At 75.0% G+C, this 24235-nt stretch carries 17 protein-coding genes; 8 read left to right on the forward strand and 9 right to left on the reverse strand.

The features are described 5' to 3' along the window. Positions 1-352 precede the first annotated feature (352 nt). Positions 353-1342, forward strand: a complete 990-nt coding sequence (locus tag O4U47_RS06855) for an amidohydrolase family protein (protein ID WP_270676754.1) — start codon at positions 353-355, stop codon at positions 1340-1342. A gap of 81 nt (positions 1343-1423) precedes the next feature. On the opposite strand, the gene O4U47_RS06860 is transcribed toward O4U47_RS06855, so the two are convergent. Further along, positions 1424-2188 carry a GntR family transcriptional regulator gene (locus O4U47_RS06860; RefSeq protein ID WP_270676755.1) on the reverse strand — a complete coding sequence of 255 codons (765 nt, stop codon included), beginning with the start codon at positions 2186-2188 and terminating at the stop codon, positions 1424-1426. Between the two features lie 225 nt (positions 2189-2413). Continuing rightward, positions 2414-3631, reverse strand: a complete 1218-nt coding sequence (locus tag O4U47_RS06865) for an IS110 family RNA-guided transposase (protein WP_270676756.1) — start codon at positions 3629-3631, stop codon at positions 2414-2416. A 230-nt stretch (positions 3632-3861) separates the two neighbouring features. Between O4U47_RS06865 and pucD the strand changes: the two genes are divergently transcribed. Continuing rightward, positions 3862-6222, forward strand: coding sequence for a xanthine dehydrogenase subunit D (gene pucD / locus O4U47_RS06870; protein WP_270676757.1), 2361 nt, complete (start codon positions 3862-3864; stop codon positions 6220-6222). Between the two features lie 157 nt (positions 6223-6379). On the opposite strand, the gene O4U47_RS06875 is transcribed toward pucD, so the two are convergent. Continuing rightward, positions 6380-6565, reverse strand: a complete 186-nt coding sequence (locus O4U47_RS06875) for a hypothetical protein (protein WP_270676758.1) — start codon at positions 6563-6565, stop codon at positions 6380-6382. Between the two features lie 761 nt (positions 6566-7326). Continuing rightward, positions 7327-8025 (reverse strand): zinc ABC transporter ATP-binding protein AztA, encoded by a 699-nt coding sequence (gene aztA, locus O4U47_RS06880; protein WP_270676759.1) that lies wholly within the window; start codon positions 8023-8025, stop codon positions 7327-7329. A 51-nt stretch (positions 8026-8076) separates the two neighbouring features. On the opposite strand from aztA, the gene aztB reads away from it, so the two are divergent. The 5 genes from aztB to O4U47_RS06905 all read left to right on the forward strand — a co-directional run bounded on the left by aztB (position 8077) and on the right by O4U47_RS06905 (position 14224). After that, positions 8077-9000, forward strand: coding sequence for a zinc ABC transporter permease AztB (aztB, locus tag O4U47_RS06885; RefSeq protein WP_270676760.1), 924 nt, complete (start codon positions 8077-8079; stop codon positions 8998-9000). Continuing rightward, a complete protein-coding gene (locus O4U47_RS06890; protein WP_270676761.1) occupies positions 8997-10232 on the forward strand; it encodes a hypothetical protein in 1236 nt (411 codons plus the stop codon). Before aztB ends, O4U47_RS06890 begins: the two co-directional genes overlap by 4 nt. Before the next feature lie 109 nt (positions 10233-10341). Next, positions 10342-11316, forward strand: coding sequence for a zinc ABC transporter substrate-binding protein AztC (aztC, locus tag O4U47_RS06895; protein WP_270676838.1), 975 nt, complete (start codon positions 10342-10344; stop codon positions 11314-11316). An 85-nt stretch (positions 11317-11401) separates the two neighbouring features. After that, positions 11402-12586 carry a zinc metallochaperone AztD gene (aztD, locus tag O4U47_RS06900; RefSeq protein WP_270676762.1) on the forward strand — a complete coding sequence of 395 codons (1185 nt, stop codon included), beginning with the start codon at positions 11402-11404 and terminating at the stop codon, positions 12584-12586. A gap of 582 nt (positions 12587-13168) precedes the next feature. Continuing rightward, complete coding sequence (locus O4U47_RS06905) at positions 13169-14224, forward strand: phosphatidylinositol-specific phospholipase C domain-containing protein (RefSeq protein ID WP_270676763.1); 1056 nt, start codon at positions 13169-13171, stop codon at positions 14222-14224. A gap of 285 nt (positions 14225-14509) precedes the next feature. On the opposite strand, the gene O4U47_RS06910 is transcribed toward O4U47_RS06905, so the two are convergent. From O4U47_RS06910 to lanKC, 4 genes are all read right to left on the reverse strand, one after another. Then, a complete protein-coding gene (locus O4U47_RS06910) occupies positions 14510-16345 on the reverse strand; it encodes an ATP-binding cassette domain-containing protein (protein WP_270676764.1) in 1836 nt (611 codons plus the stop codon). Continuing rightward, positions 16332-18119, reverse strand: coding sequence for an ABC transporter ATP-binding protein (locus O4U47_RS06915; protein ID WP_270676765.1), 1788 nt, complete (start codon positions 18117-18119; stop codon positions 16332-16334). Before O4U47_RS06915 ends, O4U47_RS06910 begins: the two co-directional genes overlap by 14 nt. Positions 18120-18579: 460 nt before the next feature. Further along, a complete protein-coding gene (locus O4U47_RS06920) occupies positions 18580-18708 on the reverse strand; it encodes a SapB/AmfS family lanthipeptide (protein WP_270676766.1) in 129 nt (42 codons plus the stop codon). 73 nt (positions 18709-18781) lie between these two features. Beyond that, the gene (gene lanKC, locus O4U47_RS06925; protein WP_270676767.1) at positions 18782-21502 is read right to left on the reverse strand and encodes a class III lanthionine synthetase LanKC; all 2721 of its coding nucleotides are present in this window, start codon (positions 21500-21502) and stop codon (positions 18782-18784) included. 448 nt (positions 21503-21950) lie between these two features. On the opposite strand from lanKC, the gene O4U47_RS06930 reads away from it, so the two are divergent. Then, positions 21951-22193: a hypothetical protein gene (locus tag O4U47_RS06930; protein WP_270676768.1), complete on the forward strand. Its 243-nt coding sequence runs from the start codon at positions 21951-21953 to the stop codon at positions 22191-22193. A gap of 50 nt (positions 22194-22243) precedes the next feature. Here the strand turns inward: O4U47_RS06930 and O4U47_RS06935 are convergent, their stop codons facing one another. Continuing rightward, positions 22244-24211: a glycoside hydrolase family 127 protein gene (locus tag O4U47_RS06935; RefSeq protein ID WP_270676769.1), complete on the reverse strand. Its 1968-nt coding sequence runs from the start codon at positions 24209-24211 to the stop codon at positions 22244-22246. Between the last annotated feature and the right edge of the window lie 24 nt (positions 24212-24235).

Genomic DNA, 24235 nt, shown 5'->3' on the forward strand with positions numbered 1-24235 from the left:
AGGCGGCGACTAAATTGCATGTCACACGTAAACCCGCCTCCCAGCACCGTGTCAAGCCCTGTTCAGCGCCGCCATGCCGCCGAGGCCGTCCGTCCTCGCCCCTGTGGCCGCCGTTCGGTGTTCGCTGGACTATGGCTCTGACCTGGTGGCCTTCTGGTGGGTGGGGGGGCCTGCGGGGCCGCGTTCGTTCCCGGGCTACGGAATGCAACATGCAATCTCATTGACACGGTGTTCCCGACTGTGCTGCACTCACAGCGGTCGAGCTCTCCCGCTCGTCGCCGTGCACATCGGCGGCCCGTAGGTGCGATCAACGCGTGGCCGGGGGCGTCTGAACGACCTGAGGAGCGTCACAGTGATCATCGATACGCACGTCCACCCGACCGACCTCGTCGACGAGGCGTGGCGCCACACCGGCGAGCCGTTCACCGGCGAACGGGTCCTGAAGATGATGGACGGCCCGTTCTGGATCAACGGCAAGCCGCGCCGGGTGGACGTCAGCTGCATCATGCCCCCGCCCGGCAACACCGCCTGGCGCGACGGGGACCGCACCGGCCGCGAGGGCATCCGCGACTACCAGGCCTACGTGACCTCGCTGGTCCAGAAGTACCCCGACCGCTTCGTCGGCAACTTCATGTACAACCCCCGCTTCGGCCCCGAGAACGGGGCCAAGGAGCTGGAGTTCCACGTGAAGGAGTACGGCTACAAGATGCTCAAGCTCCACGCCAACATGCACGCCTACCGGCCCGACCGGGCCCTGGACTGGCTGCGGCCGGTGATGCGCGTGTGCGACGAGCTGGGAGTGGTCGTGCTCATCCACACCGGCGACGGGCCCTACTCGATCCCCACGCAGTTCTACCCGATCATCCGCGAGTTCCCGGGGGTGACCTTCATCCTCGGCCACTTCGGGATCCAGACCGGCGGCGTGTACTGCTTCGAGGCGTTCTGGATGATCCAGGACTCGCACAACGTCATCGGCGAGTCCGGGTGGCTCCTGCAGTCGCGGATCGTGGAATTCGCCAAGGAGATGAAGAAGAGCAAGCTCGTCTTCGGGACCGACTCCCCGCCCAACGAGCCGGGGATGTGGGCCCGCGAGCTGGAGGTGCTCTGCCACGAGCCGCCGCAGGGGCTGAACCTGTCCGAGGACGACCTGGAGGGGTACCTCGGCAACAACATGGCCAAGCTGCTGGGGCTGGCGCCCACCCCGCCGCCCAAGGACAAGGCGGCCGCCGAGGCCTACCTGCGCGGGGAGGCCGTGCAGGCGTCGGCGCGCAACTCCCACGCCGACCACTACTCCGGATACACGCCCTCGGCGTGGGCGGAAGAGGCGGCCGAGGCGCGGTAGGAGGGGTGCGGCGCACCGGTCGGCCCCGCCGGCCCCGGAGGAGGCGGCGCGCGAGCGTCCCGGGGCCGGCGGGGCCTCCTCTCAGGCGGGGGCGCCGCCTCCGGTGCCCTCGGGCCGGGCGCCCTCGGACCCCGCGACCCGGTCCGCCGCCTCCGCGTCCCGGTCCTGCGGCCCCCGCGGCGTCGATCGGGACAGCCGCACCCGCAGGCGGGAGATGTGCTGGCGGGCGGCCTCCTCCGCGAGGGCGGGGTCGCCCCCGGCCATGGCGTCGACGATCCGCCGGTGCTCCTCCAGCGCCAGGCGGGGGGCCTCCTCGGCGCGCCACAGCGAGTGCAGGGCCATGTGGGAGCGCCCGGCGATCGGCTCCAGGGCCGCGGCCAGGTGCGGATTGCCCGCGATGTCACGGAGGCGGCGGTGGAAGCGCATGTCCAGATCGATGTGGGCGGCGTCGTCGCCGCCTGCGGCCAGCACCTCCTCGTGCTCGTCGAGGATGCCCCGCAGCCCGGCCAGGGCATCGGCGTCGAGCCGTTCGGCGGCCAGGCGCGCCGCCAGGCCCTCCAGCATCTCGCGCACCAGGTAGAGCTGGCGCAGGTCTTCGATGTCGACCGCGCTCACCTGGGCGCCGCGGTGGGTCTCGTGCCGGGCCAGGCCCTCGTGGATGAGCCGCTGCACGGCCTCCCGGACGGGGGTGCGGCTGACGTTGAGCTGGCGGGCGAGGCTCGGGACGCTGAGCGCCGTCCCCGGCGGCAGCGCGTTGTGCAGGATCGCGTCCCGGAGCGCCTCGTAGGTGCGTTCGGTGAGCGATTCGCCGGGCTCCAAGCGCGCCAGCGGCGTGGGGTGGGACATGCGTGCCTCGATCGTCGGACGGGTCGGGGGCGTCATTTTACATGCAATCTCGCCCTGCGGATGGGCGTCCGTCCGGGCGCGCGTCCGCACCGCACACGAGCCGTCCACGGGCCGTCCGCGAATCGCCCCGAATCGCCTACGAGCCGCCACCGCAACGACCGGACGCCGCACCATGCTCTCCCGGTGTCCGTCCTCCCACCTGAGAAGGGACTTTCAATGGCTGAGTCAAGCCGCTTGGACGGCCGGCGCCGAGGGGGTGAACGCCCGGTCGTCGCGCAGCAGCGCCCACAGCACGTCCACCCGCCTGCGGGCCAGCGCCATCAACGCGCCCCGATGCCTCTTGCCCTCGCTGCGTTTACGGGCGTAGTAGTCCCGGTTCGGACCGCTGGTCTTCAACGACGAGAGCGCGGACATGTAGAACACCCTGCGCAGGCGGCGGTTGTAGCGCTTGGGCCGGTGCAGGTTGCCGCTGATGCGCCCCGAGTCGCGGGGCACCGGCGCCAGCCCGGCATAAGAGGCCAGGTGCCCGGCGTCGCGGAAGGTGGACAGGTCCCCGACCGCCACGGCGAACTCAGCGCCCAGCTGCGGCCCCATGCCCGGCATGGACAGGATCACCTCGGCCTGGGGGCGGCGGGAGAACGCCTCCTTGATCCGGGCATCCAGCTCCTTCAACCGCTCCCGCAGGCGCAGCAGGTCGGCGGCGATGCGTCCGATCAGCTCAGCGGCGGTGTTCTGCCCGGGCAGGCTCATGGTCTGGGACCTGGCCGCGGCCGCCGCCCGCTCCGCGGTGTCGGCGGCCCGGCGCACGTCCTGCTTGGCCAGGTAGGCGGCGATACGCGAGGCCCCGGACCGGCGGATGGCCTTGGGGGTCTGGTAGCGCTCGACCAGGACCAGGGCCGCGCGAGTGGAGAAGTCGAACTCGCGCTCCAGGGCGGGGAAGATCCCGGCCAGCAGCTCGCGCAGGCGGCTCACCGAGCGCACCCGGTCGGCGTTGATATCGGCCCGGTGGCCGGTCAGCAGGGCCAGTTCGGCCACCAGCTCGGGCTTGGGCTCGGCGGGCAGGAAGTCCCGGCGCATGCGGGCGGTGTTGGCGATGGTGACCGCGTCTTTCGCGTCGGTCTTGGCCTCGCCGGAGAACGCCCCGGCCATGCGGTTGACCGTGCGGCCGGGGACGTAGACGACCTTCTGGCCCGCCGCGGTCAGGAGCGCCAGCAGCAGCGCGGAGGCGGCCGAGGCCAGATCCACCGCCCACGACAGACGCGCGCCGGTCGCGGTGACGGCGGCGATCGCCTCTTCGATCGCGGCCTGGTCGTTGGTGATGCGCCGCGAGAGCACGACCTCGCCCAGGGCGTCCACCACGGCCAGGTGGTGGCTGGTCTTGCCCGCGTCGATGCCGATCCACAGCGGGCCCTCGATTGCTGCCAAGGGGGAGAACTGTCCCATGCCGCCTCGCTTCCTCGGGGGGTGAGGCGCCGGGATGCCCCGCAGGTCACTCCGCCGACAGGTCCTTAGACAGCGATCGTTCGCGGATTTCAGTCAGCGGCCGGAGAACCCGGAGGAGCCGGGCTGCCAGTCCTTTCGGGCCATCTGAAGGCAGACACCCCATCAGCAACACCCGGCTCCCCTGGGCGCCGGAACCTCAGTTCCAGACACCTACAACCCTAAGGACCCCCATGACCGGAATCCAGAACGCCGCCGGACCCCGGTCCGCGACGAGCACCCTGACGCGGGGCACCGCCGCCGGCCCCGCCCCGCGCGGCGGTGTGGGGGACGACGCGGTGCGGCCCGACGGGCACCTCAAGGTGACCGGCCGCTTCGCCTACTCCTCCGACCTCCGCGCCGAGGGCATGGTCTGGGCCACGACCGTGCGCAGCCCGCACGCCGCCGCGCGCATCCGTGCCATCGATACCACGCGGGCATGCGCCGTCCCCGGCGTCCACGCCGTCCTCACCCATGAGGACGTCCCCGGCGCCAAGACCTACGGGATGAAGGTCGCCGACCAGCCCGTCCTGGCCACCGACCGCGTCCGCCACCAGGGCGAGCCGGTGGCGCTGGTCGCCGCCGACGACCCGGAGACCGCCCGCCGGGCCGCCGGGCTGGTCGACGTCGCCTACGACGTGCAGGATCCCGTCACCGACGCGGCCGCCGCGCTGGACCCGGCGACCCGGCACGTCCACGAGGGCGGCAACCTCGTGCGCCGCGTCCGCATCGTGCACGGCGACATGGAGCGCGCCCGGCAGGAGGCCGACGTGGTCGTCACCGGCGACTACACGATGGGCATGCAGGACCAGGCGTTCCTCGGCCCCGAGTCCGGCCTCGCCGTCCCCGCCGAGGACGGCGGCGTGGAGCTGTACGTCGCCTCGCAGTGGCTGCACAAGGACCTGGAACAGCTCGCCCCCTGCCTGGGCCTGCCCGAGGACAAGGTGCGGCTGTCGCTGGCCGGCGTCGGCGGGGCGTTCGGCGGGCGCGAGGACCTCTCGGTCCACGTGCACGCGTGCATGCTGGCCCTGGCCCTCGGCAGGCCGGTCAAGATGGTCTACAACCGCCACGAGTCGTTCTTCGGGCACGTCCACCGCCACCCCGCGCGGATGCGTTTCGAGCACGGCGCCACCCGGGACGGCAGGCTGGTCTTCGTCGACGCGCACCTCCTCCTGGACGGCGGCGCCTACGCCTCCACCTCCCCGGTGGTGATCGCCAACGCGTCGTACTTCGCCGCGGGCGCCTACGGGGTCCCCAACGCCCGGATCGTCGGTGACGCGGTGTTCACCAACAACCCGCCCTGCGGCGCCATGCGCGGCTTCGGCGCGGTCCAGTCGGCCTACGGGGTCGAGTCGAACATGGACCGCCTCGCCGCCGCCCTGGGCATGGACCCGGTGGAGCTGCGCCTGCGCAACGCCATGACCACCGGGACCGTCCTGCCCACCGGCCAGGCGGTGGACGGCCCGGCGCCCGTGGCCGAGCTGCTGCGGACCGTCCGCGACCGGCCGATGCCGGGCGGCGGGGGAGAGGTGGGCCCCTACTCGCTGCCCGGCGGGACCGGGAACACGACACGGGCCGAGGACGTGCGCCGGGGCGTCGGCTACGCGGTGGGAGTCAAGGCGATCGGCTACTCCGGGGGCGTCGACGACGTCTCGACCGCCCGCGTCACCCTGTCCGAGGCGGCGGGCCGCGCCGCCGTCGCGGTCCACACCGCGGCGGCCGAGTGCGGGCAGGGCGTCACCACGGTGCAGGCGCAGATCGCCCGGACCGAGCTGGGCGTGTCCGACGTGGCCGTGCTGACCGCCGACACGCGGGTCGGGGACGCCGGGTCGGCCTCGGCGTCCCGTATGACGTGGATGTCCAGCGGCGCGGTGCAGGGGGCGTGCCGCCAGGTGGCCGAGGAGGTGCTGGAGCGCGCCGCGCACCGGAGCGGGACGGCCGCGGCCGAGCTCGCGCTCGTCGGCGGCGCGGTGGTCCGCCGCGCGACCGGCGAGGCGGTCGCGCCGGTGGCGGACCTGGTCCGGGACGACCCGGTGGAGCGCGAGCACGTGTACCGCCACCGGCCGACCGAGGCCATCGACCCCGAGACCGGCCAGGGGGACGCCCACATCGCGTTCGCCTTCTGCGCGCACCGCGCCGTCGTCGACGTCGATCCGGAGCTGGGGCTGGTCCGGGTGGTCGAACTCGCCGCGGCCGAGGACGTCGGCAGGGCGATGAACCCGAGGGCGGTCGAGGGCCAGATCGAGGGTGGCAGCGTGCAGGGGCTCGGCCTGGCGCTGATGGAGGAGGTCCAGGTCGACGACCAGGGGCGGGTGCGCAACCCGTCGTTCACCGACTACCTGATCCCGACGATCGCCGATGTCCCGCCGATGCCGCTCGCGGTGTTCGAGTACCCGCACCCCGACTCGCCCTATGGGGTGAACGGGGTGGGGGAGCCGCCGACGCTCTCGTCCACCCCCGCGATCCTGAACGCGCTGCGCGACGCGACCGGGCTGGACCTGCCACGCGCGCCCATCCGCCCAGGGGACATCGCCCTGGGAGCCGCGGACTACTGAGGGGACGCGCGCCCGTTCGGGGCGGTTCATGCCGTGGGGACCGTGCTCCGCTGACAGGCCGTGCCGTGGAAACCGCGCCGGTCCGCGCCGTCTGGGGCCGGGGTCCGTGCCGTCCGGGGACGGCTGGTGGCGCGGTTGGAGCGCGCCACCGGCCCGGTCACGCCACCAGTTCCAACAGGGCGTCCATCCCGCGCTCCAGGAGCTGGTCGTGGGTGAGGACGATCTGCCCGCCTTCGTCGGAGCGCGAGGCGGGCGCCACCTCCAGGCGCCCTTCGTCGTCGCGCCGCACCGAGCTTCCGGGGCCCGCGTGGAGCAGCGCGAGAACGATGCCGTCACGGTTCATGAATGTCGACTCCGACCTATGTGCGGGGGGTTGGTTCGTGTTCGGGTGCCAGGGACGGCGGTCCGAGGGGAAGCGGAGCGGGAGCGGTGCCGCCGTCGTGCGCCGTGGTGCGGGACCGCGCTTCGCGGTCCGTGTGCATGGGGGCACCGCCTCAATCCAGAGGCGGAGGACCTCCCGACGGGCACTGAGTATTCCAACAGGCGGTGACGTTCGCCGACCCCCCTTAACGCGGGTTCATGTGGGGTGTTGCTCACAGGGAGAGCGGCGGCACCTCACACGTCGGTATGACGCACGACGCACGGGGAGAGCCTACTGGTCCCACGTTCCCTTTTGCGCGCCGGACGGATCCTGCCCGCTGGAGCGGTGCGTGGGCCGCCGGTCGGGGCGGGCGCACTCGTTGGTGTGGTCAGGCGCGTGGCGTGGGCATGGTCCCGGCGGCCAGGGCAATGGTGGAACGGCTGGTTCCCCGCTGACGGGCCCTGGCCGGGTGGCGGGTGGTCGGGGTGCGGGGTGGAGGGCGGCGACGGCGAAGGTGGGCGGCTCTGCCTGTTGTTCTGTCGGCCGCCGGGTGTGTGCGTGGGCGGCGACGGCGTGAGCGGGGCGGTTCCCCGGGCCTGCGTGCCGGGCGGCGCGCCGCCGCCCGGCCGGGGGCCGTCAGCGGGGGACCAGCCGAGCCGCCGTCGCCTGTCGCTTGAACCTCTCTGGTCACGGGAACGGGAGACCCCCTCCATGGGCGGTGACCTCGAGGGCTGCCGCCCCGCTCAACCGGCCCGCTCAACCGCGGCGTCCGTCCGGCGCGATGACCTGCCCTCTGCCTCCGCCGTGATTCTTCCGTGGCGTAGGTGGAGGCGGTGGTCGGCCCTTGCGGCCGACTCCGGGTCGTGGGTGGCGTACACCACGGTCACCCCCTCGGCCGCCACCTCCTCCAGTACGCGCTGGATCGCCCCCTGGGCCCGGGTGTCCAGGCCGGTCGACGGCTCGTCCAGCAGCAGCAGGTCGGACTGCTGCGCCAGCCCCTGCGCCAGCAGCACCCGCTGCCGCTGGCCCCCCGACAGGGCCCCGAGCGGGCGGTCGGCCAGGTCGGTGATGTCCAGGCGCTCCATGCACCCCGCCACGACGGCCCGGTCGCGGGCGCTGGGCCTGCGCCAGGGGCCCAGGTGCTCCCACCGGCCCATGGCGACCGTCTCGCGCACCGTGACCGGCAGCGCGTCGGAGACGGCGCTGCGCTGCACCACCAGGGCGGGCCGCCGCAGGTGGCGGCGCTCGACCCGTCCGGAGTCCGGGGCGTGCACCCCCGCCAGCACCCCCAGCAGCGTCGACTTCCCGGACCCGTTGGGCCCCACGAGCGCCGTGGCGCGGCCGGCCGGGACGGCGGCGTCCACCCCCTCCAGGACCGCGGTGCGGCCGTACCCGGCGCTCACGCCGTGCAGCGTGACGGCGGTCGGTGTGCTGCGGTTCACGGCACCTCCCCGATTGACAATGAAAATCGTTATCAGTGTACGGTCGTTCCCATGGAATGGTTGACCGCCCCCTTCGAGGTGGCCTTCGTCGCCCGTGCGCTGGTCGCCGGGGTGCTCGTCTCGGTCGTCTGCGCGCTGGCCGGGACCTGGGTCGTGCTGCGCGGCATGGCCTTCCTCGGCGACGCGATGGCGCACGGCATGCTCCCCGGAGTGGCGCTGGCCTCGCTGCTGGGCGGCAGCCTCTTCCTCGGCGCCGCCCTGAGCGCGGCCGCCATGGCGGCCGGCGTCACGGCGGTGACCCGCAGGACGCGGCTCTCCCAGGACACCGCGATCGGCCTGCTCTTCGTCGGGATGCTCTCCCTCGGCGTGATCATCGTCTCCCGGTCGCAGTCCTTCGCCGTGGACCTCACCGGCTTCCTCTTCGGCGACGTGCTGGCCGTGCGCCCCGTCGACCTGGCCGTCCTCGCGGGGGCGGCGGCCGCCGCCGCGGCCCTGGCCCTGCTGGGGCACCGGGCGTTCGTCGCCCTGGCCTTCGACCCCCGCAAGGCCGAGACCCTGGGCCTGAGCCCGCGCCGGGCGCACCTGGCCATGCTCGGCCTGGTGACCCTGGCCATCACGGCCTCCTTCCACGTGGTGGGCACCCTGCTGGTGTTCGGCCTGCTCATCGCGCCACCGGCCGCGATGGCGCTGTGGGCCCGCCGCATCCCGTCGATCATGCTCGGCGCCGCCCTGATCGGCTCGGCCGCCACCGCCGCCGGGCTGCTCCTGTCCTGGCACCTGGGCACCGCCGCCGGGGCGACCATCGCCGCGGTCGCCGTGGCCTCCTTCTTCGTCTCCGCCCTCGCGGCGCGCCTGCGGGACCGCAGGGCGCCGGAGGCCCGGAGCCCGCGCCCCGCGCGGGACCACCGCCCCCCGCACCCGTCCGACCCCCCGGAAGCCACGAGCCCGGAAACGGAGCGCGCGCAGCTGCGATGACGATCGGAACACGAACCCTTCCCGCCCTGGCCTGCGCGGCGGGCGCCCTGGCGCTCGCCGGATGCGGCCCCTCGGGCGGCGCGGCCGGGGACACCCCGTCCGCGTCCCCCGAACAGCCGCACGGATACGTCGAAGGGGCCGAGGAGACCGCCGAGCCCCAGTGGCGCCTGGTCCTGGCCGACGCCGAGGACGGCGCCGTGCACCTGCTCGATCCGGCCACCGAGGAGGTCACCCCGCTCGGAACCGTCCCGGGCGCCCGGCAGGCCGCCACCGACGGGCGCCACGCCTACATCGGCGCCGACGGGTCGGTGACCGTCCTGGACACCGGGGCATGGACGGTCGACCACGGCGACCACGTGCACTACTACCGCGCCGAACCGGGGACCGTCGGCGAGGCCGACGCCGCGGGCGCCCTCGGCGCGGCCGGGGACCCGGCCGTCACGGCGCTGGACACCGGCGACGGCGCCCTGGTGCTCGACCGGTCGGCCCTCGACGAGGGGGAGCTCGACCCGGTCGCCCGGCCGGACGGCGCCGCCGCCGTCGTCCCCTTCGGAGGGAAGCTGCTGGCCGCCGGCGCCGAGGGGGACGCCGTGCAGGTGCTGGACCGCGGCGGCGACCCCGAGGGCACCCTCGACGAGGCGTGCCCCGGCCCCTCCGGCCAGGCGGTGACCCGGCGCGGCGCCGTGCTCGGATGCTCCGACGGTGCCCTGGTGGTGACCGAGGACGACGGGGGCGGCGGTGACGGCGGAGACGACGCTGACGGCAGCGCGCTCGTCGCGGAGCAGGCGCCCTACCCCGACGGTGAGGACGCGCCCCCGGTGGAGTCCTTCCACCACCGCGCCGGGGCGCCCGTGGTCGCCGGGCTCGCGGCCGACGGCGAAGGCGCCTGGGCGCTCGACGTCGGCGCCGCCGAGTGGACCCGCATCGACAGCGGGCCCGCGGTGGCCGTGAGCGCGGCGGGTGAGGGCCTGCCCGTGCTCGTCCTCGGCGAGGACGGGACCCTGCGCTCCTACGACCCGGCGACCGGCGAACGCACCGCCGAGAGGGAGCTCATGGACCCGGTCGAGGGAGGCGGCCCACCGCCTTCGGTGTGGATCGACACCGCCCGCGCCTACGTCAACGACCCGGCCGCCGACGCGGTCCACGAGATCGACTACAACGACGACCTGCGCGTCGCCCGCACCTTCGACCTCGAATTCACCCCCGACCTCATGGTCGAGACGGGGTCGTGACCCGTCCGCGCGAAGAGCCGCACCCCCACCCCTCGGACCCCCTCGACACCGACCGGGACGCCACGCCCCGGTCCCCCCGAACGCATTGGAAGACGCCGACGTGTTTCCCATCCAGCGCATCAGAGCGTTCCGCGCGCGGAGCACTCCCGACCGCCCCGCCCCCCTCCGGCGGGCGGCGGCCCCCGCCGTGGCCGCCCTCGCCCTGCTCCTGCCCGCCACCCTGTCCGGGTGCGCCGCCTTCGGCGGAGAACGGAGCGGCATCGTCGTCACCACCAACATCCTGGGTGACATCACCCGCTCCGTCGTCGGCGACGAAGCCGACGTCACCGTCCTGATGCAGCCCAACGCCAACCCGCACTCCTTCGGCGTCTCCGCGCAGCAGGCCGCGGAACTGGAGGAGGCCGAACTCCTCGTCTACAACGGCCTGGGCCTGGAGGAGGGCGTGCTGCGCAACGTCGAGGCCGCCGAACAGGCCGGGACGCCGTCGCTGGAGGTCGCCGCGGGGATCGACCCCCTCGACTTCGCCGAGGGCGAGTCGGCCGGGCAGCCCGACCCGCACTTCTGGACCGACCCGGTGCGCACCGGCGAGGCCGTGGACCTCATCGCCGACGCCATCGTGGAGCAGGTCGGCGGCATCGACGAGGACCGCGTCCGCGCCAGCGCCGACGAGTACCGGGGGGAGGTCGAGGCGCTGCACGCGGAGGCGGAGGAGCGCTTCGCCGCCCTGCCTGAGGAGCGGCGCAAGCTGGTCACCGACCACCACGTCTTCGGCTACCTCGCCGACCGCTACGGCTTCGAGGTCATCGGCGCGGTCGTGCCCAGCGGCACCACCCTGGCGTCGCCCAGCAGCGCGGACCTGAAGTCCCTGTCCGACGCGGTCCGCGATGCCGGGGTGCCCGCGGTCTTCGCCGACTCGGCGCAGCCGGACCGGCTCACCCGGGTCATGGCCGAGGAGGCGGACCTGGAGATCGAGGTCGTCCCGCTGTTCACCGAGTCCTTGACCGGCGAGGACGGGGACGCGCCCACCTACCTGGACATGGCCCGCTACAACACCGGGGCCATCGCGGACGCCCTCGCCGAATAGGGCGTCCGCCCACCCCTCACCGCCCCCACCGGCACCTGCCCCCCGCCTTACCGGAACACCCCTGCACAGAAACGGATCAGGAACCGTGAGAAAGCATCCCCTTCCCTTCCGGCCCTCCCGGCACGGCCGACCGGCGGCCGCGCTGTCCGCCCTGGCGGCCCTCGGCCTGGCCGCCACCGCCTGCGGTGGCGGAGACCAGGCCGCAGAACCGGCGTCGACCGAGGTCACCGACGCCCTCGTCGCCACCTACGACGGCGGGGTCCTCGTCATCGACGGGGAGAGCCTCGACGTCGTCGAGGACATCCCGCTGGAGGGCTTCAACCGGCTCAACCCGGCGGGCGACGGGCGCCACGTGCTCGTGTCCACCTCGTCCGGCTTCCGCGTCCTGGACGCGGTCGGGGCCGAGCTCACCGACGACGAGTTCGAGGCGCCCCACCCCGGCCACGTGGTCCGCCACGCCGGCCGCACCGTGCTGTTCTCCGACGGCACCGGCGAGGTGACCTCCTTCGACCCCGCCGACCTGGGCGACGGGCTCCCTGAGACCGAGACCTACACCGCCGAGGAGCCCCACCACGGCGTCGCCGTCGAGCTGGAGAACGGCGAGATGGCGGTGACCTACGGCGACGAGGAGGAGCGCCCGGGCGTCCTCGTCCTCGACGCCGACGGCGAGGAGATCCACCGCAGCGACGAGTGCCCCGGGGTGCACGGCGAGGCGGCCGCGCAGGACGGGGCGCTGCTCTTCGGCTGCGAGGACGGGGTCCTCCTCTACCGCGACGGGGAGCTCGCCAAGACCGACAGCCCCGACGACTACGGCCGCATCGGCAACCAGGCCGGGCACGAGGAGTCGCCGTACGTGCTCGGCGACTACAAGACCGACCCCGACGCCGAGCTGGAGCGCCCCGAGCGGATCTCCATCACCGACACCACCGACGGCGACCTGGAGCTGGTCGACCTGGGTACCAGCTACAGCTTCCGGTCGCTGGGGCGCGGCCCGGACGGCGAGGCGCTGGTGCTGGGCACCGACGGGGCGCTGCACGTCATCGACCCGGAGTCGGCCGAGGTGACCGGCTCCCACCCGGTGATCGGGGAGTGGACCGAGCCGCTGGAGTGGCAGGACCCCCGCCCCACCCTGTTCGTGCGCGGTGACACCGCCTACGTGACCGACCCGGGTGAGAAGAAGCTGTACGCGGTGGACACCGCGTCCGGGGAGGTGCGGGCGGAGACGGAGCTGCCCGAGGCCTCCAACGAGATCACCGGCGTGGAGGAGTGACCCGGCGCGGTCCGGGCCGGGGTGCGGCCCGCCCGGACCGCGCCCTTCCCGGGGCGGGTGCTCCTGCCCGCGCGGAAGGGGCCGCCGGAGCCTTCGGCGGAGGGATCCGGCCATAGGCGGCCGTGCGCCGGACCGTCCGTCCCACGGCCCGGCGCACGGCCGCCGAAACGTGTCCTGCCGCCGGTCACACCGCTGGGACCCGTGATCACGGCGGTCGTGCTGGCCGCCGTCCGGTCGGGACGGCACGGTCGCCATGGCCCTGAGGGCGGCGACCGGCGCCCACAGGCGGGGTGCCGGTCGCAGTGCTCGGGGCGGGCCGGGTCCGCCTCCAGCGCCGTGCCGAACGTGCCGATCGCGCCGACTGGGCTGACCTGTCCGGGTGGAAATCACGTCACTCCAGCGGACGCGGCTCTGGACCCGGGTCGCCTGAACCTCAGCGGGCATTCATGTCCACGTGGGTGACCGTGAGTGTCGGCGGATGGCACCATGAGCGACCGGGCGGCCGCCGGTCGGTCGTCCCGCCGGCCCCCCCGCGTCGCACATTCCCCACGGCCCCCACGGCCACCCCCCCCAGGAGGACCTGTGCCCCGCTCCCTCCCCGCTCTGCGGCTCCTCGGCGCCGCTGCGTTCGGCCTGATCCTGGCCCCCGCCGCGCCCGCATACGCCGACTCCGGATCGATCGCCGACACCACCTCGGTCGGCGTGCACAACGCCTACGAGAAGTCCGCCTTCCCCCACTTCGCCGACGCACTCGACTCCGGTGCCGGACTGCTGGAGATCGACGTCTGGACCGACGAGATCACCGGCGACTGGCGGGTCAACCACGACCTCATCGGCCAGAGCAACAACTGCGCCGGTGCGACCGACCCCGACGGCCTGCGCGAAGGCGGCGACGGAGACCTCCGCGCCTGCCTCACCGACATCCGCACCTGGCACGAGGCGCAGCCCGGCCACCGGCCCATCGTGCTCAAGATCGAGATGAAGGACGGTTTCCACGCCGCCGGGGGTCTGGGCCCCGCCGCGTTCGACACACTCGTCGACGAGACGCTCGGCGACGCCGTCTACCGACCCGCCGACCTGCTCGGCGGCAAGGACACCCTGGACGAGGCCGCCGCAGCGGGGGACTGGGCCGACCGCGACGCGCTCGCGGGCAAGGTCCTCATCGAGCTCATCCCCGGCACCGTCGAACGGCAGAACCCCTTCGACGACCTGTGGACCGACGAGGAGTACGCCCGCCACCTGCGCGACCTCGCCGAGGCGGGCGGGATCGGCCGGGCGGCGGCGTTCCCTGCGGTCCTGGACGCCGAGGCCGGGGACCCGCGGGAGCGCTACGACGACACGGGCATCCGGCCCTGGTTCGTGGTGTTCGACGGAAGCGCCCCGGCCTACGCCGGCGGCGGCATCGACACCTCGTGGTACGTGGAGAACAACTACCTGCTGGTCATGACCGACGCCCACGCGGTGGCACCGGAGATCGACCCGGTGTCCCCGGGCGAGGACGAGGCCGCCGCACGCGTGGCCGAACTGGCCGGGGCCGGTGCGACGACGGTGACCAGCGACTGGACCGGCCTGCCGTCGGTACTGGGCACGGTCCTGCCGCGCGGCACAGGCGGCGGGGCAGGAGGCGGCGCGGGCTGAGGCGGGACGGGCCCGCTCTCGGGGCACGGCCACCGCGCCGGGCCGCGTCCTCTGGCCCGGACCTCCGATGATCCCGATCCCGGGGAAAACGGCGCTACCAGCGCGTTTTTAGCGTCGTTTCCCCCGAGACCAACAACGGAAGGGGGCTGGGACGACGGCCCCGGCCTGGTCCGAGGGCAATGACACCGCTCCAGCGGACGCGCCCCTGCGCTGATGTCGCCGGACGGGCGCCACGCCACTCCACCCGACGTGTCCTGGGGCCGACGGGCGCGTCGCGGACGCCGTTCAGCCGGGCGCCTCCCAGTACCCCGCGAGGTCGCGGTAGAGCGGGGACGTGCGCAGCAGTTCCCGGTGCGTGCCGACGGCCGTGGACGTCCCGTCCAGGACCACGATCCGGTCCGCCCGCAGCGCCGAGGAGAGGCGGTGCGCGATGACCAGCAGGGTCGTCCCCTCCCGCCGGGCCAGCGCCTCCTCGGCGTGCGCCTCGGTGTCGGGGTCGAGGTGGCAGGTGGCCTCGTCCAGGATCAGCAGCGGCGCGGGGGAGGCGTGGGCGCGCCCGAGGCAGAGCAGCTGCCGCTCACCGGCGGAGAGGGCGGCCGGGTCGACGTCGGCCTCCAGCCCGCCCAGGCGCTCCACCAGCGGGCCCAGGCGCAGCGCCGCCACCGCCTCGGAGATCCGCCCGTCCCCCGCCTCCGGGGCGAGCTGGGCGAGGTTCTCCCGGACGGTCCCGGCGAACACGTAGCCCTCCTGGGGGAGCAGGACCCGGGCGCGCGCCATCGGCGGCGAGGCGCGCCCGCGCACCGGCGCACCGCTCAGGAGCACGTCGCCGTGGTCGGGGGAGTGCAGGCCGGTCAGCACGTGGGCCAGCGTCGACTTGCCGATGCCGCTGGGGCCGACCACCGCGACGTGCTCCCCGGCGGCGACCGCGAGGTCGAATCCCTCCAGGAGCGGCGGTGTCCCGGCACCGTAGGAGACCCGGAGGTCCCGGCACAGGACCGCGGGCGGGGCCCCGCCGTCCGCGGGCACGGGGGCGGCGTCCTCCTGTCCCCCCGCTCCCTGCGGTGCCGGAGCGTCCGGTTCCTGTCCCTCCGGGGGGACGAACCGCTCCAGCACCACCACCAGGCGGCTTCCCGCCGCCGCCACCGCCGTCATCATGGTGCGCAGCGCGGGGAGCAGGGACTGCACCAGGTAGGTCAGCGCCCCCATCAGGGCACCGGCGCTCACCCCCCGGTCGAGCAGCCACGGGACGGCCGCCAGGAGCGCGACGACGGGGAGCTGTCCTGCCGCCCCCAGCGCCAGGGTGCGCACCGCCGTCCACCGGGCCAGGGACCGCCCCGCCGCCTCCGCTTCGGCGGCCAGGCCGTGCAGGCCGCTCCCGGCGGTGCCGGTCGTCCCGCAGGCCACCAGGTCGCGAAGCCCGGTGCGCAGGGCGGCGGACCGGTCGGTGAAGGCCTCGTCCGCGTCGAGGTACCGGCGCTGCGCCGCGGCCATGGGGAGCAGGGTGAGCAGGAAGAGCAGCAGGCCCAGGGCCATCGGCGGGAGCACGACCGGCAGCAGCTCGGGGGCGAGGGCGGCCATCCCGGCGACGGCTCCCACGGCGGTGAAGGCGAACGACCGCACCGTCAGCACCAGCCCGGCGAAGCCGTCCCGGGCGATCTCGGTCTGCCGGGTGAGGCGGGAGACGGCGGCGCGTTCGGCCTCGGCCGCGCGGGCCGGGTCGGCCACGGCCCGGCCCAGGGCCTGGTCGGCGGCGCGCCGCACCAGCCCGTCCCGGAAGGGTTCGACGAGCCCGGAGAGCCGCCGGAAGACGCCGCGCAGGACCGGACCGGCGAGCAGCACCGAAGCGGCGGCGACGGCGAGCCACGCCAGACCTTCGGCGGGCCGCCCGGCGAGGAACCCGCGGTCGAGGGACCAGGCCACGGCGAAGCCGACGAGGAAGGTCTGGACGGACTCCAGCAGCGACCACGCGGCGAGCCCGATGAGGGCGCCCTTGTGGCGCCGGAAGAAGCGCAACGCATACGGAAGGAGCCTGCGGACGGTCCCCCGGTACCGGTGCCCGCCGGGAGGCGTGCCGCCGTTCCCCGCCGCCGCGCAGCGCCGTCGGACGTCATGACGGATCATGCCGGTCGTCCCCCTCCGAGCCGTGGGACGGGCCCGTCCCGGCGTCTTCGGCGCGGCCGAAGACCGCGCGGTACTCCGGTTCGTGCCACAGGTCCTCGTGGGGCCCCACGGCCCGCACGCGGCCCTCCTCCAGCCAGACCACCAGGTCCGCCCGCGCCGCCGACGAAAGGCGGTGCGCGACCACCAGCCTGGTCCCGGAGCGGACCCGGTGGGCCAGCGCGCGGTCGACCTGCCGTTCGGTCGCGGTGTCCAGGCTGGAGGTGGCGTCGTCCAGGACCAGGAGCCGGCCTGCGTGGGCGAAGGCCCGCGCCAGCCCCAGCCGCTGGAGCTCCCCGCCTGAGAGCGGCGCCTCGTCCAGCGGCGTCGCGTACCCCTGGGGAAGCGTCCGTATGAAGGCGTCCGCCCCGGCCGCCCGAGCCGCCGACCGCACCTGCTCCGCCGAGGCCGTCCGGGCGCCCGCCGCGACGGCCTCGGCGACGGTGGCCCCCGTCAGGTGCGGCCGCTCGAACGCGTACCCGACCTCCCTGCGCAGCTCGGCCTCCGCGAGGCGGTCGAGCCGCACGCCGTCCAGCAGCGCCTCTCCTCCGTCGGGGTCGGCGAGGCGCCCCGCCACCTCCGCCAGCGTCGACTTGCCCGCCCCCGAACGGCCGACCACGGCGGCCGTCAGCCCGCCGGGGACGCGCAGGTCGACCCCGCGCAGCGGCTGGGCCTGCCCGCGCCGCACCCGCACGCCGCGCAGTTCCAGCGTCCCCGGGCCACCCGGCGGCAGTTCGGACGTCCCGTAGCGCAGCGACGGCGCGCGGACCAGGGCGTCGACGCGGCGGGCCGCCGTCCGCCCGCGCACGAGCGCCCCCAGCGGCTCGGCCACCGCCCCCAGCCCCGCGGCCAGAGAGGCGTAGCGGGACACCGCCAGCAGGTCGCCGACGCTGAGCCGCCCGGCCGCCAATCCGAGCCCGCCCACCGCGAGCACGACCGTGACCAGCAGGGGCATCAGCACACCGCTGCGCGCCATCGCGGAGCCGTGCACCGCCCACATCCCCCGCCCCGCCGTGCTGAGCGCGCCGAGCGGGCGGAGGACGCGGTCGCGTTCGGCGTCCACCGTGGCGGAGGCGGCGATGGCGCGGGCGCCGCCCAGGGCGTCCGTGAGCCGGGAGGCGATGGAGGCCTGCACCTGCAGGTAGCGCCCGACGCTCTCGGTGGACCGGCGGGCGAACGCCCGCAGCAGCAGCACCAGCAGGGGAAGCCCCGCCGTGAACGCCAGCGCCGTCCACGGGTCGATGAGGACCAGGGCGACCAGCGCCCCCACGGGCGCCAGCGCGGCCGAAGCCACCTGGGCGGCCGCGGCGGGGGTCGCCCCCGCCTCGGCGGCGTTGGCCGACAGGCGGGTCGCCACCTCACCGGGGGAGAACCGCGCGGCCTCGGAGGGGGAGGTGGACAGGAGCCCGTCGACCGCACCGCAGCGCAGCCGACTGGTGGACCGGGCGCCCACGATCCCCGCCAGCAGCGCGGTGCAGGCGCTCAGGACGACCTCGGCCGCGGCGAGTGCCGCCGCGGCCGCCAGCATGCGCCCCGCGCCGGGGGCCCGGTCCAGGAGCAGGTCCAAGGTGGTGCCGAGCACGGCGGGGAGCGCGAGGGAGGCCGCGGCCGCCCCGGCCGAGCACACGAGGATCCCCGCGGTGCGCCCGGCACTGGCCCGTGCGACGCGGGCCAGCAGCACGTCGGCGGACCGGGCGGCCGTCCCGCCTCCGTCGTCGTGCCGGTCGGTCAACGCCATCCGCGCCTCTCCCTGAAGCGGTTCGGGGACGGGGCAGGCCGCCGTGTCCCGCCGGAACGGTGTCATTTCCCTCGGGCCCCTCCGACGTTGATCTCGGGGAAAACGACGCTACAAGCGCGGTTTTAGCGTCGTTTTCCCCGAGATCATCGGGAAGCCGGGCCAGAGGTCCCCGTACCGGCGGGACCTGTCGGAGAACGACCGGCGGCCGTAGGCCGACGGCGGCCACGGCCACCGAAGGTTCCACCACTCCAGCGGACACCATCCGGAACGCGGTCCTCTGGTCGACCGGTCGGTGTCCACGGCTGTCGTCGACCGATGCCACCGGACTCCGTTGGAGGGCGCCCGACGGGCGGCCCCGGTGCGGCCCGTCCGAGCCGCACCGGGGCCGTGTCGCGCCCGTGCGCGGCCGCCATCGGCGGCCGCGCACGGCGGGCGAGCCCTAGACGGCCCGCGGGAGTGCTCAGTGGCAGGTGGTCAGGCTGAGGCTGCTGTCGCCGCAGAGCAGCAGGCTGGCCTCGCTGCCGCCACCGCCTCCGGCGAGCGACTCCTCGGCGGCGGGCTCCAGGGTCTGAAGGTCGAGCAGGCTCATGGCACGGTCCTTTCGTCGGTACCTGCGCATCGTGCGCGGTGAACAGTGATCGTGTCGGGGAATCGCTTCCTATTCAGTTGTCCCTGCCGGGCCCGTGGCCCTCCCGCCGCCGGAGCGGTGGGAGGAACGGCAGCCCGGTGGGCTCGCCGCCGCGTGCGGCGGCGAGAGCGAGGAGGCAGCCCGCGGTGCCCGTGGCGAGGTCCATGGACAGCCGCATCATCTGCTCGCCGGGGAAGGCGAGGTGGCCCCGGTAGCGCATGGCGTGCAGGGAGAGGCCGTCGACCTGGCGCTCCAGCGCCCGCGCCGGGTCCGCGGAGGCGGCGTCCCCGGAGGCGTCCGCGCCCTCGGAGGCGTCGGCGGCCGGGGAGGCCGAGGACACGGGGGCGGTGGTGCGGCTCAGGTACAGCACCATCCCCGCCTGGCCGCGGAACAGGCCGGGCTGGGCGTAGAAGCGGCTCTGGGCGGCCCGGACGATCTGCGGTCGGACCTGTTCCAGCGCCTCGTCCCGGCGGTGCTCCAGGAAGTCGTCGACCACCATGCCGATCCCGACGCTGCCCTCGCCCAGGTAGGGGAGGGTCCGCCACCCCTCGTCGACCTGGAGGGCGCCGGAGACGCCGGTCACGCAGCGGTCCAGGTCGGCCTGGAGCGCGTCCCGGGCCGCGTCGAGCAGGGCGGGGTCCCCCGTCCGCTCGTGCAGCCGGACCGCCAGGAGGGCGGCGCCGGAGGCGCCGTGCAGCAGTCCGGCGCGGCGCCGGTCGTCGGGCCGCGAGAGCGCCCGCTGCGCGGACAGCTCCGCGCAGCGCATCGCCGCCGCGCGCAGGTCCGCCTCACCGGTGTCGGCGGCCAGGGAGTCGAAGACGAGGCCGAGGCCCGCCGTCCCGCCGTGCAGGCTGGGCCCCGCCGCCTCCCACGGCTCCGCGAGGACCTTGTCGACCAGGTCGAGGGCGGGCGCGCGGTGCCCGAGGCGATCCAGCGTCCAGGCCAGCCCCGCCAACCCGTCGAAGAACCCCAGCGGTGACCCGGGTCCGGGCTCCTTGGCGCGCCGCAGCAGCCACTCCTCGGCGCCGGGGTCGGTCCCGGCGCCGCTCTCGGCGAGGGCGTACAGCACCCCCGCCGCGCCGTGGCCGAAGGACAGGCCCCCGCACGCGGTGGCGAACTGGGCGATGTCGCCGGGGAAGCAGCGGTCGTCGCGGTCGGGTGTGGCCGAGGCGAGGACGGCGGCGGCCATCGAGTCCCGGCTGCGCGGCCAGTCGCCGGGAGCGACCGGCGGGAAGGGGGCGCCCGCGCCGCCGCGCTCCGCCCCGGAGGACGCCGGCCGGGCCGTCTCCTCCCCGGCGGTGACCGGGAGCCCGGCGCTCGCGCCGTCGGCGTCGCGCAGGATCTCCGCCGCTCCGCGCTCCAGGAACCCCCGGGCCTCGGGGAAGTCCCGCGCCGCCTCCTGGGCGAGGTGCCCGGCCTTGGCCCGGTCGACCGCGAACAGGCTGGTCAGCGGGGAGAAGAGGGAGATGCGCAGGCACGCCAGCGCATAGCGGTCCACGTCGAAGCCGCGCCGGTCGGCGGGGGCGACGAACCCGGGGTTGGCGACGGTCTGGCGCGCCCGGTCCTCCGCGGCCCGGGCGGCCTCGAAGTCCAGCAGGACGACCGCGGACTCGTCATCGGACACCATGACGTTGAACAGGTGCAGGTCGTTGAAGACGATTCCGCGCCCGTGCACCGCCGCGACGGCCTCCTCGACCCGCCTGTGCAGGCGCATGGCCCACTGCGCGTAGGCCGCCAGCCGCTCCGGGGCGGGGTCGGGCCCGATCAGCGGGTGCCGGCGGGCGAGGAAGGAGTTGAGCGGCCTGCCCTCGATGTACTCCAGCACCAGGAAGCGGTGTTCCCCCACGTCGTGCACGCCCTTGACCGCGGGGACGCAGTCCAGCCCCGCCAGGTGCTCCAGCGCGGCGCGCTCCCGTTCCAGGCGCTCGACGGCGTCCGCGCCGTCGGAGGCGAGGCCGGCGTGCGGCCGGGCCTCCTTGAGGACCACCTGTTCCCCGGTGGCCTTGTCCCGCCCCGCATAGACCCCGCCGCCGTTGGAGAAGTGCAGGGCGCGTTCGACGGTGCAGGGCAGCCCGGAGACGGTGTCGGCGGTGCGCGCCGCGAGGTGGGGGCGGAGGAAGCCGGGGGCCTCCACCCACTCGGGCAGGCGGAAGCCGGGGCCGCGGCGGTCGGGCACCAGGGCCCCGTCCGGCCGCTCCAGCGCCGGGACCGCCTCCCCGTGCTCGTCGTAGCAGTACCGCCGGGTGAAGGAGCCGTAGCGCAGGTGCACCGGCCCGGAGCCCCAGCGCAGGTCGCTGAGGATGTACGGGCCGGGTTCGCCGCCCACCAGGGCGTCCAGGGCGGCCGCCACGGCGCCCGCCTGCTGTTCGTCAGCGGGGTAGACGGTGATGAACTTCCCGCTGGAGCCGCGGTCGGCGTACTTGGCGTTGCGGTTGTGCAGCAGGGCGCGCGTGGGCACGAACTTGAAGGCGAGGCCCCGGTCGACGCACAGGTCCCAGACCCGCGCCAGGACCGGTTCGGCGTTGTCCAGGCGGGCGGAGACGTGGATCTTCCACCCCTGGGCGGGCAGCCGGTCCCCGATCGGGCGCAGCGCGAGCCAGTCCCCCTCCCGGTGGCTGCGCCACCCGGTGGGGACGGGGCGCTCCGCCGCCTCGAAGGCGGGTCCGCCCGCTGCTCCGGCACCCGGCCCGCGCCGGTGGGGGGTGTCGTAGAAGTGGCGGTCGACGTCGCAGAATACGCCGTACCCCTTGATCACGGGGACTCCTCGGGGGAGGGGACCGATGGCGTGACCAAAGCTGGCATGGGCCGTTCGGCCGTGTCGACAGCGTTCCGGGCCCATATTTTTCAGGAATGCCTCCGGCGGCCGGACCATTCCAGGTGGCGGGGCGTTCCGGTCGAATGTGAGGGTTTTTTCACGCGTTGCCCGGGAGTGAAGACCCGCTTGCGGCGGGGGAAGGCGTGCGCTTCCTTCCAGGAAGGCGGCGAGGGGGTGCGGCGCGCCCGAAATGGTGCCGACATGAGGTCTGCACGATTTACGCGGTTCGTGGTCCCGTGCCGCTCTCAGGAAAGTCGGCCCTTTACTGAACGGTAAGGAGAACGGCGTTCAGGGCGTGTGGTTCCGTCCGGCCGGCTCCGGCGGCGGCCATAATCGTCCCAGGTCGGTCCGTAGACGGCGGCCCTGATCATGTGATCCGGGAGGACCGATGGTGATACGCGGGATTTTCGGCGCCGCGCTCGCGGCCGTCGCGCTGGCCGCCGCTCCAGGGGCGGCGGCCGCGTCCGACGGTGCGGTGGCCGTGACCTGTTCGCGGATGGCCGATTTCTTCATTCCGATGAAGGAATGCCTGGACAGGTGCGCGGACGAACAGGACGCTCCGGCCGTGAAGGTCACCGAATGCGTCGACGAGGGCGGCGAGACCTTCACCTGCGATTGCGAGGCCCTATAAGGGTGTGCGGAGCCGTTTTACCCGAGAACGGCTCGGAGGCCGCGGGGCGGCTACGGCAAAGGGAACGCGGGCAGCCACACGCGCATTGCGGTCGGCCCCCGTTCGGCCCACTGGTGGTAAGGCGTGAGCACGGCCTCCACCGGTTCACCGCCTTCGACGGCGCCGCTTCCGGCGGACCCGCCGTACGGCAACACGCCGTCCCCGCCCCCCGGCTCCCGCAGGGCCCGCGCCCGCACGCGCACCCGGCCGTCCCCTGTGTCCGCCGGGGCGGCCGACGTGTCCACCGCCAGCCGGTCCAGGCCGGCGCCCTCGGGGAGGTCGATGGACTCCGCGCAGTACACCAGCGGCCCGCGCTCCACCGCCACGCACCCGCGCACCGCGTCGATGCGCGGATCCGGCCAGGTGAACCGCGGCCCCACCGGAAGGCGCAGCCGCACGACCTCCCCCCGGGTGAACTCGCGCTCCACGACCGCCGCACCCGGCCCCGCCCGGCGCCTGCGTCCCCCTTCCTCCAGGACGGCCCCCGCGGCCCAGCCCGGAACACGCAACCGCAGCACCGCCGCCCCTTCCGGAGGGTCGGTCACCCGCACCGCCACCTCCCCGTCGGCGGGGTAGCCGGTCTCCACTTCGACCCCGAACACGCGCCCGTCACCCAGCTCCGCGCGGATCCGCGCGTTCGCGTACTGGAGCACGGCCAGCTCCCGCCGCCCGGCGGCGGCCGCGTAGGTGTGCCACACGGCGAGCGTGCGGGCGAGGTTCGTCGGGCAGCACGACACGTCGAACCACGGTGCCCGCACCCCCGTCTCGGCCCTCGGGCTCACCCCGCCGCCGTCGCCCGCCGCCCCGGCCGCGCGCTGGTGCAGCGGGTTGGCGTAGAAGAACGCCCGCCCGTCGGCCGACGGCGCCGCCGCCACCACGTTGTACAGCGTGCGCTCCATCAGGTCGGCGTAGCGCATGTCCCCGCTCGCCAGGAACAGCCGCCACGACACCATCACCGACGCGATCCCGGCGCAGCTCTCGCAGTAGGCGCGGTCCGCGGGCAGCTCCCAGTCCTCGCCGAAGCCCTCGTCCTGGTGGCGCGCCCCCATGCCTCCGGTGAGGTAGGTGCGGCGCCCGACCGTGCGCGCCCACTGCCGCTCGACCGCCGCGTGCAGCCCGTCGTCGCCCTGCTCGGCCGCCACGTCAGCGGCGGCCGCCGCCAGGTAGAGGGCGCGCACGGCGTGCCCCCGCCACACCTCCGCGTCCCGGACCGGCACGTCGTCCTGGAAGTAGGCCGCGCCCGAGGGCACCCGGTCGCCGCGCAGCGTCCCGCGGCCCCGCCGGTCCAGGAACAGCCGCGCCTGGGCGGTATAGCGCTCCTCGCCCAGCGCCCGGCCCAGCTCGACCAGGCCCAGTTCGATCTCCGGGTGCCCGCCGACGGCGGGCCCGGCGCCGGTGTCGCGCTCCGGGCCGAACACGGCGCACACCTGGTCGGCGGCCCGCCGGGCGACCGCGGTCAGCGGGTCGGGGCCGACCGTGCGCAGCCGGGCCACCGCCGCCTGCAGCAGGTGCCCGGTGCAGTACAGCTCGTGCCCGGTCTCCAGGTCGCTGTAGCGGGGCGGCCGCCCCGGGTGCCCGAAGCAGGTGTTGAGGTAGCCGTCGGCGTCCTGCGCCGGGGCGATGCGCGCGGTCAGGCGGCGCACCGCCCGGTCCGCCGCCGGGTCGCCGGAGCGCCCGTACTCCCAGGCCGCGGCCTCCAGCAGCTTGTACACCTCGGAGTCGGAGAAGGACCACCCGGGGCGGTCCGGCCCGGTGGTGCCCGCGGCGGCCCGGTCGAAGTTGGCCAGCCACCCCAGCCGCTCCATCCACGCCTCGCAGTGGCCGAGGGTCGCGGCGGCGTTGGTGCGCTGCATCGCCTCCCAGAACCCGGGCCCGAGCGCGATCTCGCCCAGGCCCAGCGGGCGGTGGAGGCTGCGGGACGGGACGACCGGGCGCCCGCCCCGCGGGTCGGTCGGCGCGGTCGGCTCGTGGACGGTCACACGTGCTCCTCACGGGAGGGGGCG

Source organism: Nocardiopsis suaedae, assembly GCF_027706745.1.
GTDB classification, from domain to species: Bacteria; Actinomycetota; Actinomycetes; order Streptosporangiales; family Streptosporangiaceae; genus Nocardiopsis_A; species Nocardiopsis_A suaedae.

Coding starts and splice junctions, on each gene's coding strand:
- O4U47_RS06860 (WP_270676755.1), bottom strand. CDS start 2,188: ATGTCCCACCCCACGCCGCTGGCGCGCTTGGAGCCCGGCGAATCGCTC.
- O4U47_RS06865 (WP_270676756.1), bottom strand. CDS start 3,631: ATGGGACAGTTCTCCCCCTTGGCAGCAATCGAGGGCCCGCTGTGGATC.
- pucD (WP_270676757.1), top strand. CDS start 3,862: ATGACCGGAATCCAGAACGCCGCCGGACCCCGGTCCGCGACGAGCACC.
- O4U47_RS06875 (WP_270676758.1), bottom strand. CDS start 6,565: ATGAACCGTGACGGCATCGTTCTCGCGCTGCTCCACGCGGGCCCCGGA.
- aztB (WP_270676760.1), top strand. CDS start 8,077: ATGGAATGGTTGACCGCCCCCTTCGAGGTGGCCTTCGTCGCCCGTGCG.
- O4U47_RS06890 (WP_270676761.1), top strand. CDS start 8,997: ATGACGATCGGAACACGAACCCTTCCCGCCCTGGCCTGCGCGGCGGGC.
- O4U47_RS06910 (WP_270676764.1), bottom strand. CDS start 16,345: ATGATCCGTCATGACGTCCGACGGCGCTGCGCGGCGGCGGGGAACGGC.
- O4U47_RS06915 (WP_270676765.1), bottom strand. CDS start 18,119: ATGGCGTTGACCGACCGGCACGACGACGGAGGCGGGACGGCCGCCCGG.
- O4U47_RS06920 (WP_270676766.1), bottom strand. CDS start 18,708: ATGAGCCTGCTCGACCTTCAGACCCTGGAGCCCGCCGCCGAGGAGTCG.
- O4U47_RS06930 (WP_270676768.1), top strand. CDS start 21,951: ATGGTGATACGCGGGATTTTCGGCGCCGCGCTCGCGGCCGTCGCGCTG.